Annotated in this window: 15 protein-coding genes; 7 read left to right on the top strand and 8 right to left on the bottom strand. The window is 52.1% G+C overall.

From position 1 onward, the window contains the following. Positions 1–56 precede the first annotated feature (56 nt). From F3J40_RS09990 to yciA, 3 genes are read left to right on the top strand one after another with little or no spacing between them, the layout of a single operon-like run. Positions 57–791, top strand: coding sequence for a YciC family protein (locus F3J40_RS09990; RefSeq protein WP_167014200.1), 735 nt, complete (start codon positions 57–59; stop codon positions 789–791). Between the two features lie 24 nt (positions 792–815). Beyond that, positions 816–1,355, top strand: coding sequence for a septation protein A (locus F3J40_RS09985; protein WP_167014198.1), 540 nt, complete (start codon positions 816–818; stop codon positions 1,353–1,355). Positions 1,356–1,411: 56 nt separating this feature from the next. Then, on the top strand, positions 1,412–1,837 hold the full coding sequence (yciA, locus tag F3J40_RS09980; protein ID WP_026042429.1) for an acyl-CoA thioester hydrolase YciA: 426 nt from the start codon (positions 1,412–1,414) through the stop codon (positions 1,835–1,837). 34 nt (positions 1,838–1,871) lie between these two features. On the opposite strand, the gene tonB is transcribed toward yciA, so the two are convergent. After that, positions 1,872–2,603 (bottom strand): TonB system transport protein TonB, encoded by a 732-nt coding sequence (gene tonB / locus F3J40_RS09975; protein ID WP_017346283.1) that lies wholly within the window; start codon positions 2,601–2,603, stop codon positions 1,872–1,874. Positions 2,604–2,803: 200 nt separating this feature from the next. Here tonB and F3J40_RS09970 point away from each other — a divergent pair, with 200 nt between their 5' ends. Together F3J40_RS09970 and F3J40_RS09965 are read left to right on the top strand one after the other, a co-directional pair. Beyond that, positions 2,804–3,100 carry a YciI family protein gene (locus F3J40_RS09970; protein ID WP_017346284.1) on the top strand — a complete coding sequence of 99 codons (297 nt, stop codon included), beginning with the start codon at positions 2,804–2,806 and terminating at the stop codon, positions 3,098–3,100. A gap of 51 nt (positions 3,101–3,151) precedes the next feature. Next, complete coding sequence (locus F3J40_RS09965; RefSeq protein ID WP_167014196.1) at positions 3,152–3,325, top strand: hypothetical protein; 174 nt, start codon at positions 3,152–3,154, stop codon at positions 3,323–3,325. 4 nt (positions 3,326–3,329) lie between these two features. On the opposite strand, the gene F3J40_RS09960 is transcribed toward F3J40_RS09965, so the two are convergent. After that, positions 3,330–3,503 (bottom strand): YciY family protein, encoded by a 174-nt coding sequence (locus F3J40_RS09960; RefSeq protein WP_157060509.1) that lies wholly within the window; start codon positions 3,501–3,503, stop codon positions 3,330–3,332. Between the two features lie 161 nt (positions 3,504–3,664). Here F3J40_RS09960 and cls point away from each other — a divergent pair, with 161 nt between their 5' ends. Then, positions 3,665–5,125 (top strand): cardiolipin synthase, encoded by a 1,461-nt coding sequence (gene cls / locus F3J40_RS09955; RefSeq protein ID WP_167014194.1) that lies wholly within the window; start codon positions 3,665–3,667, stop codon positions 5,123–5,125. A 43-nt stretch (positions 5,126–5,168) separates the two neighbouring features. Next, entirely contained in the window at positions 5,169–5,492 is a 324-nt protein-coding gene (locus F3J40_RS09950; protein WP_017346288.1) for an HI1450 family dsDNA-mimic protein, read from the top strand. A 42-nt stretch (positions 5,493–5,534) separates the two neighbouring features. On the opposite strand, the gene oppF is transcribed toward F3J40_RS09950, so the two are convergent. From oppF to F3J40_RS09920, 6 genes are all read right to left on the bottom strand, one after another. Next, positions 5,535–6,536 carry a murein tripeptide/oligopeptide ABC transporter ATP binding protein OppF gene (gene oppF / locus F3J40_RS09945; protein WP_017346289.1) on the bottom strand — a complete coding sequence of 334 codons (1,002 nt, stop codon included), beginning with the start codon at positions 6,534–6,536 and terminating at the stop codon, positions 5,535–5,537. Then, complete coding sequence (locus tag F3J40_RS09940) at positions 6,533–7,546, bottom strand: ABC transporter ATP-binding protein (RefSeq protein WP_167014192.1); 1,014 nt, start codon at positions 7,544–7,546, stop codon at positions 6,533–6,535. The genes oppF and F3J40_RS09940 overlap by 4 nt, the downstream gene beginning before the upstream one ends. A 9-nt stretch (positions 7,547–7,555) precedes the next feature. Then, complete coding sequence (gene oppC / locus F3J40_RS09935; protein WP_167014190.1) at positions 7,556–8,464, bottom strand: oligopeptide ABC transporter permease OppC; 909 nt, start codon at positions 8,462–8,464, stop codon at positions 7,556–7,558. 14 nt (positions 8,465–8,478) lie between these two features. Next, positions 8,479–9,399, bottom strand: coding sequence for an oligopeptide ABC transporter permease OppB (gene oppB / locus F3J40_RS09930; protein WP_167014188.1), 921 nt, complete (start codon positions 9,397–9,399; stop codon positions 8,479–8,481). Positions 9,400–9,463: 64 nt separating this feature from the next. Then, positions 9,464–11,110, bottom strand: a complete 1,647-nt coding sequence (gene oppA, locus F3J40_RS09925; RefSeq protein ID WP_167014186.1) for an oligopeptide ABC transporter substrate-binding protein OppA — start codon at positions 11,108–11,110, stop codon at positions 9,464–9,466. Positions 11,111–11,722: 612 nt separating this feature from the next. Continuing rightward, positions 11,723–12,370 carry a YchE family NAAT transporter gene (locus F3J40_RS09920; protein ID WP_017346294.1) on the bottom strand — a complete coding sequence of 216 codons (648 nt, stop codon included), beginning with the start codon at positions 12,368–12,370 and terminating at the stop codon, positions 11,723–11,725. Positions 12,371–12,669 lie beyond the last annotated feature (299 nt).

Raw genomic sequence — 12,669 nt, 5'->3', positions numbered from 1 at the left:
CGTCATACCATGTACAATCCCCCGGTTAACTAAACCGGTTTGTCCAAGGAGTGTGCATGTCTATCACGGCGAGTTCGTTATACCGTGAAACTGGAAATTTTTTCCGTCATCAGTTGTTCACCACGGTACTCATGTGTCTGCTGACCGCCTTTATCACTTATGTGATCGGTCATGCCCTCACGCCGGGCGGCGATCAGCTTTCACTGCTCAACCAGAATGATGACAACGCGTCATCTCTGTTTGAACTTATCCAAAATATGTCCCCTGAACAGCAGCGTATTTTGCTGCGGGCTTCCGCTGCGGGCACCTTCGCCGCACTGATTGGCAACACGCTGCTGTTAGGCGGCATGCTGTTCCTGATCCCACTGGTCTCTTCAGGTCAACGCGTTAGCGCACTGCGAGCGATTGGGGCTTCTGCACCTGTGCTACCCAAACTGCTGCTGCAAACCTTCCTCATTACCCTGATTGTGCAAATTGGCTTTATGGTCGTAATGATACCGGGCATTGTGCTGGCCGTGCTGCTGTCACTCTCACCGGTGATGCTGGCCAATAGCAAGATGGGTGTGATTGGCGCAATGCGAGCCAGTATGGCGCTGGCATGGAAGAACGTGAGGCTGGTAGCCCCCGCAGTGATCATGTGGCTGCTGGCAAAAATTGTGCTGATGTTTTTCATCACCTCAATTCCCTCCTTGCCGACCGATCTGGCCGCAGTGTTGATCAACGCGTTAGGCAATCTGGTATCAGCCTTGCTGATTATCTATCTCAGCCGGCTGTATATGCTGCTGCGTTAACGCTTGAAAGCATCAGGAAAAACTATGAAGCAGTTACTCGACTTTCTTCCTTTAGTAGTGTTTTTTATCTTCTATAAGCTGTACGACATTTTTGTCGCTTCAGGTGCCCTGATTGTCGCCACCGGTCTGGCCTTGGTGGTGAGTTGGGTGCTGTACCGCAAGTTAGAAAAGATGACGATCTTCACCTTCGTGCTGGTGACCGTGTTTGGCGGTTTAACGCTGGCGTTCCACAACGATGAATTTATCAAGTGGAAGGTCACCGTGATCTACAGCCTGTTTGGTCTGGCGCTGCTGTTTAGCCAATGGTTCATGGCTAAGCCTTTGATTCAGAGCATGCTGGGAAAAGAGCTCCAGTTACCGGATTACGTCTGGCGTCGTCTGAATATCGCGTGGGCGCTGTTCTTCTTTGCCTGCGGTATCGTAAATATTTACGTCGCGTTTTGGTTATCGGAAGCTTTTTGGGTTAATTTTAAAGTGTTCGGTCTGACCGCGCTAACCCTACTGTTTACGCTGTTCAGTGGCATCTATATCTGGCGGAAGATGCCGCAAGAAGAAAAAAAATAATGAAAACCGCCCGGCTCAGCCGGGCTTTTTTTTCACCTGTAGAAGACCCGGAAGCAATGGAAGAGAATCGTACTACGCCGCAAGGCGAGATGGTGTTACGTACCCTGGCGATGCCAGCGGATACGAATGCAAATGGTGACATTTTCGGCGGTTGGCTAATGTCGCAAATGGATATGGGAGGAGCGATTCTGGCGAAGGAGATTGCGGAAGGGCGTGTGGTCACGGTACGCGTTGACGGCATGACCTTTCTCAAACCGGTGGCCGTTGGCGATGTTGTCAGTTGCCATGCCCGCTGCATCCGTAGCGGCACCAGTTCCATGACCATTAACGTTGAAGTCTGGATCAAGAAGGTCTCTTCGGAGCCGATTGGCCAGACCTACTGTGCAACAGAGGCGATCTTTATCTATGTTGCGGTCGATGGTGAAGGTAACCCTCGCCCACTGCCACCGGGTAAAGCGCATCAAGGGCAGCAAATCGCCTGATAATAAAAAGGCGGTCATTTGACCGCCTTTTTTACTATTCGATACTCGCGCCCCCGGTGAGGCGGAATACGATATTCATCGTGAGATTGGTTCCCGGCCGCCCTGGCTGATAACGCCATTTGCGCATCGCCTGCTTCACTTCACGTTCAAACATGTTACGTGGGTCGGCATACAGGATCTGGATGTTGCCAACGCGGCCATCGCTATCCACATCAAACTGCACCCGCACTTTCCCTTCAATACGGAGCGCATAGGCGCGTGAAGGATATTCCGGCTTACCAACGCTGACCGCCTTCGGCCCGTCACTGACGGATTGGGTTGGCGCTGGCGTTGATTTCGGCGCTGAGGTCGGTTTCACTGCATCCGTTGGCGCATCCTGCTTCACCGGGCTGGCCACTTTTGCCGGTTCCTGGCGTGGTTTTTCTTCACGCTTAGGCTCCACACGCTTGTGTACCGGTTTCGGCTTCGGCTTTGGAATCGGTTTAGGAATCGGAACGGGAACCGGCTTAGGCGGTTCAGGATCGGGAACCGGTTCAGGTTCTGGCTCAGGTTCGGGTGCTGGCGGCTGGACTTCAGCCGGTGCAGGCTGAGGCTGAACCACCGGAGCCACTAAGGACACGCTGATGGGCTGTGATGCTTTGGGCACCTCAATAACCTGATGCAAAGAAGCATACAGGATGCCACCAATCACTCCACCGTGCAGCACAACGGAGAACAAGACAGAAAGAGGCGTTCGTTTCGGCAAAGGCGTAGTCAGCGTGGTCATAACAGTCAAATTCATTGAGTGAAGCGCCGATTGTAAATGCAAATAGCAATCAGTTTCAATAATCAGCTGCGATCTGCTGAAAGAAAAGCCAGTATTACCCCAAAAGGCTGTCTAAAACGGCGGTGATTATCTTTCGTTTGCACTCTGATTAACGATCACTTAACGTGTTGCCAAATTTGACGCTCAACAGGAGCTGTAAAGTGCTTTACGTCATTTATGCTGAAGACCACGCTGATTCACTGGAAAAACGCAACTCGGTACGCCCAGCGCACGTTGCCCGACTGCAACTGCTGCGGGATGAAGGTCGCTTAATTATTGCCGGCCCAATGCCAGCGGTAGATAGCAATGAACCCGGCGCGGCAGGTTTTAGCGGCTCGGTCATTATTGCTGAATTTGCTTCGCTGGAGTCAGCGCAGTCATGGGCCAATGATGATCCTTACATTGCCGCAGGCGTTTACCAGAACGTCAACGTGAAGCCTTTCAAGCGCACTTTCTGATTTGTTTAGCGCAGTGAGCGCTTAGGCTCGCTGCGTGATTTCGGAGTTGTCATGCAGGCGTTAATTCTCGCCCTTCTTCTGTTAATCGCGGTTTTGCTGGGAAGCGCACTTTGGCTCTGGCGTCGCCGTGGCTGGCGCAACCGTAAACATCAAATCGTATTTTTGATTGTGCTGGCCGCAGCCCTGCAGTTGGTCAATATCAAATTGTTCACCACAGGACTGTAGCGCTTCAGGCGTTTTGAGTGATAAATAAGATGGCGCGGCGCTGCTGTTGCGCCAGCTGATAGCGAATGCCGGTAATGCGCTTGTAACGACGTGACTGCCCTTCCAGCCAGCGGGAACGACGACGTTGCACCTGACGCATCATTCTCCAGCGCGTAACTTCACTTCTGCTTTTTCTCATTTTCCCCTCACCCTCAGTCATCTGGACGCGGAGCATTATAAAGATTTGTTGCTAAATGCCAATTCGGTTTGCTTATCGTCATACAAATCTGTCAGGGGTTTCGTAATCTGGCATCTCAACGTAAACTTTGACCCTCAGTGCATGAAACGGATGTTCAATTAATGACCCTCTTTTATACCCTGGTCAGCGGTTTACTGGTTTTTGGCTACTGGCTGCTGATTGCCGGGGTAACGCTGCGTATTTTGATGAAACGCCGTACCGCCACCTCCGCGATGGCGTGGCTGCTGGTGATTTATATTCTGCCGCTGGTGGGTATCATCGCTTACCTGTTGTTTGGCGAACTCAATCTCGGCAAGCGCCGTGCGGAACGTGCCCGCGTCATGTGGCCTGCGACTGCCAAATGGATGCAGGATCTCAAAACGTGTCGCACGATTTTTGCCACTGAACACAGCAGCGTGGCGCAGTCCCTGTTCCAGCTGTGTGAAAATCGCCAGGGCATTGCCGGGGTCAAAGGCAATCAGTTACAGCTGTTAACCCGCGCTGACGATGTGATGCAGGCACTGATTCGTGACATACAACTGGCGCGCCATAACATCGAAATGGTGTTTTATATCTGGCAACCCGGCGGTCTGGCGGATGAGGTAGCACAGACATTAATGGGCGCAGCACGGCGTGGCGTACACTGCCGTCTGATGCTGGATTCCGCAGGCAGCGTGGCCTTTTTCCGCAGCCCGTGGCCGATGCTGATGCGCAGCGCCGGTATTGAAGTGGTTGAGGCACTGCAAGTCAGCGTACTGCGCGTATTTCTCCGGCGGATGGATTTGCGCCAGCATCGGAAAGTGGTGCTGATTGATAACTATATTGCCTACACTGGCAGCATGAATCTGGTTGATCCCCGCTACTTTAAACAAGATGCAGGTGTCGGACAGTGGGTCGATTTAATGGCGCGTATGGAAGGCCCGGTCGCCACCACCATGGGGATCGTGTTTAGCTGTGACTGGGAAATAGAAACCGGCAAACGCATTCTGCCCCCACCACCTACCAACACGATCATGCCGTTTGAGCAAGAGAGCGGGCATACCATTCAGGTTATCGCCTCAGGCCCTGGCTTCCCGGAAGAGATGATCCATCAGGCATTACTCACCGCCATCTATTCCGCGCGTGAACATCTGGTCATGACCACCCCGTACTTTGTGCCCAGCGATGACCTGCTCCATGCCATTTGTACCGCGGCCCTGAGAGGGGTTGAAGTCAGCATTATTCTCCCGCGACACAATGACTCAATGCTGGTCGGCTGGGCTAGCCGGGCCTTCTTTGCCGAAATGCTGGAAGCGGGGGTAAAAATTTATCAGTTCGAAGATGGCCTGCTGCACACCAAAAGCGTGCTGGTGGATGGGCAGCTAAGCCTGGTTGGCACAGTAAACCTGGACATGCGTAGCCTGTGGCTAAATTTTGAAATTACCCTGGTGGTGGATGATGCCGGTTTTGGCAGCGATCTGGCCTGCGTACAAGATGATTACATCGCGCGTTCACGCCTGTTAGACCGTCAGCGCTGGGCAAAACGTGCCTGGTGGCAGCGCATCGTTGAACGACTGTTTTACTTCTTCAGCCCTTTACTGTAAAACGAGCCACAATGTGATGCAGTAAGGGTTAACGGGAACCATCATGGACTTAAATAATCGCCTTAGCGAAGATGAAACGCTGGAACAGGCTTACGATATTTTTCTTGAGCTGGCTGGAGATAACCTCGATCCCGCCGATATCATCCTGTTCAATCTGCAGTTCGAAGAGCGCGGCGGTGCCGAACTGTTTGATCCCTCCGATGACTGGCATGAACACGTTGATTTCGATCTGAATCCGGACTTCTTCGCTGAAGTGGTGATTGGCCTGGGTGAAGCAGACGGTGAACCGATCACTGATGTGTTTGCACGCGTGCTGCTGTGCCGCGAGAAAGACCATAAGCTCTGCCACATTCTGTGGCGTGAGTAAGAGAGAATAAAGGGCACCCTACGGTGCCCTTTTTCTTATGGCTTACAGCGGATCCACTTTCAGACAAGACACCGCATGGCGGAAGCTGCCTTCCAGCAAAGGTTCGGTGCGCGCGCACTCAGGCCCGGCAATCGGGCAGCGCGTGCGGAACACACAGCCTGATGGCGGATCAATCGGTGAAGGCAGTTCTCCCTGCAACAGCTGAATTTTCTTATTCCGCTCAATGTCGGGATCGGGGATCGGCACCGCTGACATCAGTGCGCGCGTGTAAGGATGTTGCGGGTGGCGATACACTTCTTCCCACCTCCCCAACTCCACTGCATGTCCGAGATACATCACCAGGACCCGGTCAGAGATGTGCTTAACCACGGCCAAATCATGCGCGATAAAAATCAGCGACAGGCCCATTTCACGCTGCAACTGTTGCAGCAAGTTCACTACCTGCGCCTGAATGGACACATCCAGCGCTGACACCGGTTCGTCGCAGATAATCAGCTTCGGCTCGAGAATCAAGGCGCGTGCAATGCCGATACGTTGACACTGGCCGCCGGAAAATTCATGCGGGTAACGGTTAATCAGGTTTGGCAGCAGCCCGACTTTCAGCATCATGCCTTTCACCCGATCGCGAATTGCCTCGCGTGAGAGTTCAGGATGATAGGTGCGTAACGGTTCGGCGATAATATCCCCTACCGTCATACGCGGGTTTAGCGAGGCCAGCGGGTCCTGGAAAATCATCTGAATGTCGCTGCGCGCAGCGCGCCACACCGCTTCGCTCTGCCCGAGCAGATCGCTGCCCAGCCAGCTCACCCGACCACTGGAGGCTTTCACCAGCCCAATGATTGCACGAGCCAGCGTCGATTTGCCACAGCCTGACTCCCCCACCACTCCCAGCGTTTCACCGGGGTAGAGTCGTAAGCTTACGCCCTCAACCGCCTTCAGGGTTTTGTGCTCGCCACCAAACCAGCGTTTGCCCTGTTTTACATCAAAATGCACACGCAGGTTTTCGACTTCTAACAACGGGGTACTTTCTGCATTGATCGTCATACCAGCTCCTCCACCGGTTTGAAGCAGGCACGCAAACGCTGCGGCGCAAACGGCGCCAGCGCCGGAGACTGACTACACACGGGCATGGCATGGGGACAACGTGGCTGGAACGGGCAGCCCGTAGGCAAGTGCAATAAGTTAGGTGGATTACCTGGAATCGTCACCAGGCTCTCCCCTTCGGTATCCAGCCGGGGAACTGCGCTGAGCAAACCTTGTGAATAAGGGTGAGTGGGATGATAAAAAATATCGCGGGCGCTGCCATATTCCATGGTCCGCCCGGCATACATCACCAATACTTTGTCGCAGATCCCCGCCACCACGCCAAGATCGTGGGTGATCATAATGATGGCCGTATTGAACTCGTGCTTGAGTTCATTCAGTAATGTCATGATCTGCGCCTGCACCGTCACATCCAACGCGGTGGTTGGCTCATCGGCAATCAGCAGTTTAGGTCGACACAACAGCGCCATCGCGATCATCACACGCTGGCGCATCCCACCGGAAAATTCATGGGGGTACATCTTCATGCGTTTACGCGCTTCCGGCATCTTCACCGCATCCAGCATCTGCACCGCAGCGGAAAAGGCTTCCGCCCGCCCCATACCTTTATGCAACTGCAACACTTCCGTCAGTTGCTCTCCCACCCGCATGTAGGGGTTTAGCGAGGTCATGGGGTCCTGGAAGATCATCGCTATCTGCTCAGCACGTAACTGATTCAGCTTTTTCTCTGGCAGATTGAGGATCTCATCGCCATTGAAACGCGCGGAACCGCTGATCCGGCCATTCTTTGCCAGTAATCCCATTAAAGCAAACGCGGTCTGTGATTTACCAGAGCCAGACTCTCCGACAATGCCGAGAGTTTCACCGGCACGGAGGGAAAAATTAAGATCGTTTACTGCGGTCACATCGCCATCGTGGGTCTTAAAGGTGACGCGCAGATCCTGCACCTCCAACAGCAATGGATTTCCGGCCCTGGCGTGCTGCGCCGATTGAATATCATGCAGAGTCATGGCAGTTCCTCAACGATCTTTCGGGTCGAGCGCATCACGCAGCCCGTCGCCGATAAAATTAAAACAGAACAGCGTTACCACCAGAAACCCGGCAGGAAACATCAGTAACCACGGGGAGACTTCCATTGAGTTCGCCCCATCGCTGAGCAGCGCCCCCCAGCTACTCAGGGGTTCCTGCGTGCCCAGGCCGAGGAAGCTCAGGAAAGATTCAAACAGAATCATATTCGGCACCAGCAGTGAGGCGTACACCACCACCACACCCAGGACGTTGGGTACAATGTGGCGCAGTACAATACTGAAGGTTGAAACACCACCAACCTGCGCCGCCTCAATAAACTCCTTACGTTTCAGGCTCAGGGTTTGACCGCGCACGATACGCGCCATGTCCAGCCATGACACCATCCCGATCGCCACAAAGATCAGCAGGATGTTGCGGCCAAAAAAGGTCACCAGCAAAATCACAAAGAACATGAACGGAAAGGCGTTGAGAATTTCCAGCATGCGCATCATTAACGAATCGGTTTTGCCGCCCAGATAACCGGCCAAAGCGCCGTATAACGTGCCGACAATCACGGCGATCAGCGCGGAAGCCACCCCCACCATCAGCGAAATACGTCCACCAATGGCTACGCGCACCAGCAGATCGCGCCCGGAAGAGTCGGTACCAAACCAGTGGCCCGATGTGGTGTCTGGCGCGCTGGACATCATGCCCCAGTCCGTATCATCAAACGCAAAGTGGGAGAGCAGTGGTGCAAAAATGACAAACAGCGTAATGACCAGCAGTACCAGTAAACTGAATAACGCAGCGCGGTTATGGACAAAGCGACGGCGTGCGTCCTGCCACAGACTACGGCCTTCGACTTCCAGCTTTTCACTGAAAGCTTCCAGAGCCACGCTGTTTTTCTTACCTGACATCATAGCGAACTCCGGATTTAGTAGCGGATTTTGGGATCGATTACGGCATACAACACGTCAACAATGGCATTAAACAGGATGGTTAATACCCCGACTAAAATGGTCAGGCTCATCACCAGTGAGTAGTCACGGTTCAATGCCCCATTGACGAACAGTTGACCAATTCCCGGTAAGCCATAAATGGACTCAATCACCATAGAACCGGTAATGATCCCCACAAACGCCGGGCCCATATAGGAAAGGACGGGTAACAGTGCCGGTCTTAACGCATGGCGTAACACGATGCGCCGCATTGGCAGGCCTTTGGCGCGGGCGGTACGAATAAAGTTAGAGTGCATCACTTCAATCATCGAGCCGCGCATAATACGTGCAATGCTGGCGATATACGCCAGAGACAGCGCCACCATCGGCAGTATCATGTAGCTCAACTGCCCTCCATTCCAGCCACCTCCCGGCAGCCAGCGCAGCGTAATGGCAAAAATCAGCACTAATAGCGGGGCGACGACAAAGCTCGGGATGACCACGCCGGTCATTGCCACCCCCATGACCACATAATCCCAGCGGCTGTTTTGGCGCAGCGCGGCGATAACACCCGCCGTCACTCCCAGTACCACGGCCAGTAAAAATGCCGCCAGTCCCAGCTTGGCAGACACCGGAAACGCATGAGAAACCAGATAGTTAACGGAGTAATCTTTGTATTTAAACGAGGGGCCAAAATCCCCGTGACCTAACTGCACCAGATAGTCGAGGTACTGTTTGCCAATGGGATCGTTGAGATGATATTTGGCTTCAATGTTCGCCATGACTTCTGGCGCGAGGGTTCGTTCACCGCTGAATGGGCTGCCCGGTGCCAAACGCATCATAAAAAATGAGATGGTAATCAGCACAAATAGCGTGGGGATCGCCTCTAATAGGCGACGCAAAATAAATTTCAACATAACCTTACCTGCCAGACATTTGCTTCACAAAACCTGAGGGGCAAAGCCCCCCAGAGAAAGTCACTTAGTGTTTGATAATGTATAAGTTTTTGTCATAGACGTTATCCAGCGGATCTTTACCGGTATAGCCACCCACATAAGGTTTCACCAGGCGGGTGTTGGCGTAGTAGTAAACCGGCACGATGGCAGAATCTTTATCCAGGATCTGTTCTGCTTTCACGTAATCTGCGGTACGCGCTTTTTCATCGGTAGCCGCCAGCGCATCTTTCATGACGCTATCAAACTCTGCGCTCTTATAATGCGAGGTGTTATTGCTGCTGTCTGACTGCAACGTATTCAGGAAGGAAGTCGGTTCGTTATAATCTGCGCACCAGGCAGCGCGCGCCACGTCATAATTGCCCTGATGGCGCGTATCAAGGTAGGTTTTCCACTCCTGATTTTCCAGCTTAACGTCCACGCCAATATTCTTCTTCCAGATGGATGACGCAGCGATCGCCAGTTTTTTATGCAGATCGGAGGTGTTATACAGCAGGTTAAACGTTAGCGGCTTCGCGGCGGTATATCCCGCTTCTGCCAACAGTTTTTTCGCCTCTTCATTTCGCTTAGCCTGATCCCATTTGAACCAGTCTGGTGGCAGCAGTTGGTTATCAAAACCATCGGTGGCAGGCGGGGTGAAGCTGTAAGCCGGCGTTTGTCCCTGCGCCAGCACTTTGTCCACGATGATGTCGCGATCCAGGCCCAGTTTTAACGCTGTGCGTACCCGAGGATCGGTGAACGGGGCTTTCTGATTGTTGATTTCGTAATAGTAAGTGCACAGATAAGGCGTCACAACCAGCTCTTTGCCATTATCCTGCTGCAGCTTTTTAAACAGCTCAATCGGCAAGTTGTTATAGGTCATATCGCTACCGTTGCTGGAGAAGTAGCGATTGACGTCACTGACTTCTGAGCTGATCGGCAAGAAGGTCACTTTATCCAGCGTGGTATGCGCATTGTCCCAATACTCTGGATTGCGTACCACAGTCAGCTGTTCGTTGATCACATGGGACTGGACTTTAAAGGCACCATTACCTACCCAGTTCTGCGGCAGCGTCCACTGTTCGCCAAACTTCTCCACCACTGGCTTATAGACCGGTGACATTGAACTGTGGATCAGCAGTTTATAGAAGTACGGAACCGGTTCACTGAGCGTGACCTGTAGAGTGTGGTCATCCAGCGCTTTCACCCCAAGGTCGGTGATCGGCTTCTTGCCCGCAATGATCTCATCCACATTCAGCAGGTGACCATATTGCAGGTAGCTGGCATAAGGTGACGCGGTTTTTGGATCGGCCAGGCGTTCCCAACTGTAGACAAAGTCCTGGGCGGTCACCGGTGCGCCGTTGGACCATTTCGCCTCTTTGCGCAGGTGGAAAGTCCAGACCTTGAAGTCTTTATTATCCCAGCTCTCTGCAACGCCGGGGATCGGGTGCCCCTGCTCATCGCTGATCACCAGACCTTCCAGAATATCGCGGCTGACATTCGATTCTGGCACGCCTTCAATTTTATGGGGATCGAGTGACTGCACTTCACTGCCATTCCCCTTAATCAACTCTTGCTTTGCCGCCAGTTCTACGCCAGCGGGGACTTGAGCGGCCCAGGCAGAAAATTGCCCCATGCTGTTCAACGCCGCGATAACACCTAATGTAACCAGACTTTTTTTTGTGATGTGAACCATTACTTAACTCCAGTTTTATTATTTCCGCCGCGTCAGGTTGCCCGGCGATGCTTTATGTTGTGCTAACGATCACTTGTGCTGTTCTGCCCGATTTCATCGTGGTGACACAAACTCACTACAGGCTTAAGCAATTTCCGTACTCATTTGACTAAAACAACTAAAAAAAAAGCCAGCGGGCCTTAACGCATTGGAGAAATGTTACCTAAATCACAATGTGGTTATTGATTTAGCGGGATAAATCTTAATTTCCATAAAAAAATAACACGATAACCCTATGAAAAGTAATACCTAAAGCCTGATATTCGATAAGTCACGCCGTAAAAGATCGCCACCATCACTCAGTTGCGGTCAAAGCCACTTAATCAACTAAGATACCTGGATATGTGCAACGCCATTCACCACAAAGTAGCGTAATCTCAGCTTTTTGTGTTGTGATAAAAATCACAAACGTTCTGCAAATTTTGCATTGAGCAGGCGGGAGAAGTAATAAATGTGATAATGAAGGGATTATTATTAGCCAATGGCACGATTGCACCACAAAAGAACATTGCGCCCTTTTATGGTGCATTAAAAAGCAGAGTAAAAGATTCGCGCCCTGAAATAACAGAATATTTAACCAAGCAGTCCAGGAAACAGAGATTTAATTCCGGCGACAATAAACTCAATCCCCAGTGCCATCAGTAACAGGCCCATAATACGGGTAACGACGTTGATCCCTGTCTGCCCTAATACTTTCACCATCAGGGGGGCGGCACGAAACAGCAGCCAACAGCAGCCTGCAAACAGCGCAATGGCCAGGCTGAAACCGAGTAAATTTTGCCAGTTGTGATAACGGGTGCTCCAGACAATGGTCGAACTGATGGCACCAGGACCGGCCATCAGAGGCAACGCCAGGGGCACCACGCCAATACTTTCACGAATGGCCGTTTCTGACTTCTCCTGTTTATTCTGTTTATCTTCACCCAACTTACCGCTGATCATCGACATCGCAATGGTCATTACCAGAATGCCGCCTGCAATGCGGAACGAATCGATTGAGATACCAAACAGATGCAAGATGCCATCGCCGAGGAACAGTGCCGTCCAGAGGATTATCGCGACCGCAAGATTGGCGGTGAGGTTGGTTTTATTCCGTTCTGCCAGCCCCTGAAAGCGCGTCATACTGATAAAAACCGGGATGATGCCGATCGGGTTGACTAAGGCGAACAGCCCAATAAAAAACTTGATGTAGCCGGAGAGATCAAGCACGACAGTATTCAAAGACAACTCCCTGAGTAATGAGTGAACCGAACCGAAATCAGTCAGCCATTGTTAGCATAGCTTGCCCTGTTATTCAGCGCAGAATCGATGGAAAAAAATCTGGAAACCCGCCACCCATTTTACCCAAAGGCGCTAGCTGAATGGTGTCAGCTTGCGCAAAAATTGACCCAGATCATATTTTCAACCCGCATTCCGATCTACGCTATCCCCTGTCAGAGAGTCCTTTCCCCCAGCCAGACTAAATGGTTTTCGTAAACAGGCCGTTTTACACCGGTTTACGAAAAAAATTTAACTTCTCG

Source organism: Candidatus Pantoea multigeneris (genome assembly GCF_011752615.1).
GTDB classification, from domain to species: domain Bacteria; phylum Pseudomonadota; class Gammaproteobacteria; order Enterobacterales; family Enterobacteriaceae; genus Pantoea; species Pantoea multigeneris.
This window is presented reverse-complemented; position numbering and strand designations above follow the sequence as displayed.

What these genes read in the sequence shown, in the direction of transcription:
- F3J40_RS09990 (WP_167014200.1), top strand. Translation starts at nt 57, where the DNA reads ATGTCTATCACGGCGAGTTCGTTATACCGTGAAACTGGAAATTTTTTC.
- F3J40_RS09985 (WP_167014198.1), top strand. Translation starts at nt 816, where the DNA reads ATGAAGCAGTTACTCGACTTTCTTCCTTTAGTAGTGTTTTTTATCTTC.
- yciA (WP_026042429.1), top strand. Translation starts at nt 1,412, where the DNA reads ATGGAAGAGAATCGTACTACGCCGCAAGGCGAGATGGTGTTACGTACC.
- tonB (WP_017346283.1), bottom strand. Translation starts at nt 2,603, where the DNA reads ATGACCACGCTGACTACGCCTTTGCCGAAACGAACGCCTCTTTCTGTC.
- F3J40_RS09965 (WP_167014196.1), top strand. Translation starts at nt 3,152, where the DNA reads ATGCAGGCGTTAATTCTCGCCCTTCTTCTGTTAATCGCGGTTTTGCTG.
- F3J40_RS09960 (WP_157060509.1), bottom strand. Translation starts at nt 3,503, where the DNA reads ATGAGAAAAAGCAGAAGTGAAGTTACGCGCTGGAGAATGATGCGTCAG.
- cls (WP_167014194.1), top strand. Translation starts at nt 3,665, where the DNA reads ATGACCCTCTTTTATACCCTGGTCAGCGGTTTACTGGTTTTTGGCTAC.
- F3J40_RS09950 (WP_017346288.1), top strand. Translation starts at nt 5,169, where the DNA reads ATGGACTTAAATAATCGCCTTAGCGAAGATGAAACGCTGGAACAGGCT.
- oppF (WP_017346289.1), bottom strand. Translation starts at nt 6,536, where the DNA reads ATGACGATCAATGCAGAAAGTACCCCGTTGTTAGAAGTCGAAAACCTG.
- F3J40_RS09940 (WP_167014192.1), bottom strand. Translation starts at nt 7,546, where the DNA reads ATGACTCTGCATGATATTCAATCGGCGCAGCACGCCAGGGCCGGAAAT.
- oppC (WP_167014190.1), bottom strand. Translation starts at nt 8,464, where the DNA reads ATGATGTCAGGTAAGAAAAACAGCGTGGCTCTGGAAGCTTTCAGTGAA.
- oppB (WP_167014188.1), bottom strand. Translation starts at nt 9,399, where the DNA reads ATGTTGAAATTTATTTTGCGTCGCCTATTAGAGGCGATCCCCACGCTA.
- oppA (WP_167014186.1), bottom strand. Translation starts at nt 11,110, where the DNA reads ATGGTTCACATCACAAAAAAAAGTCTGGTTACATTAGGTGTTATCGCG.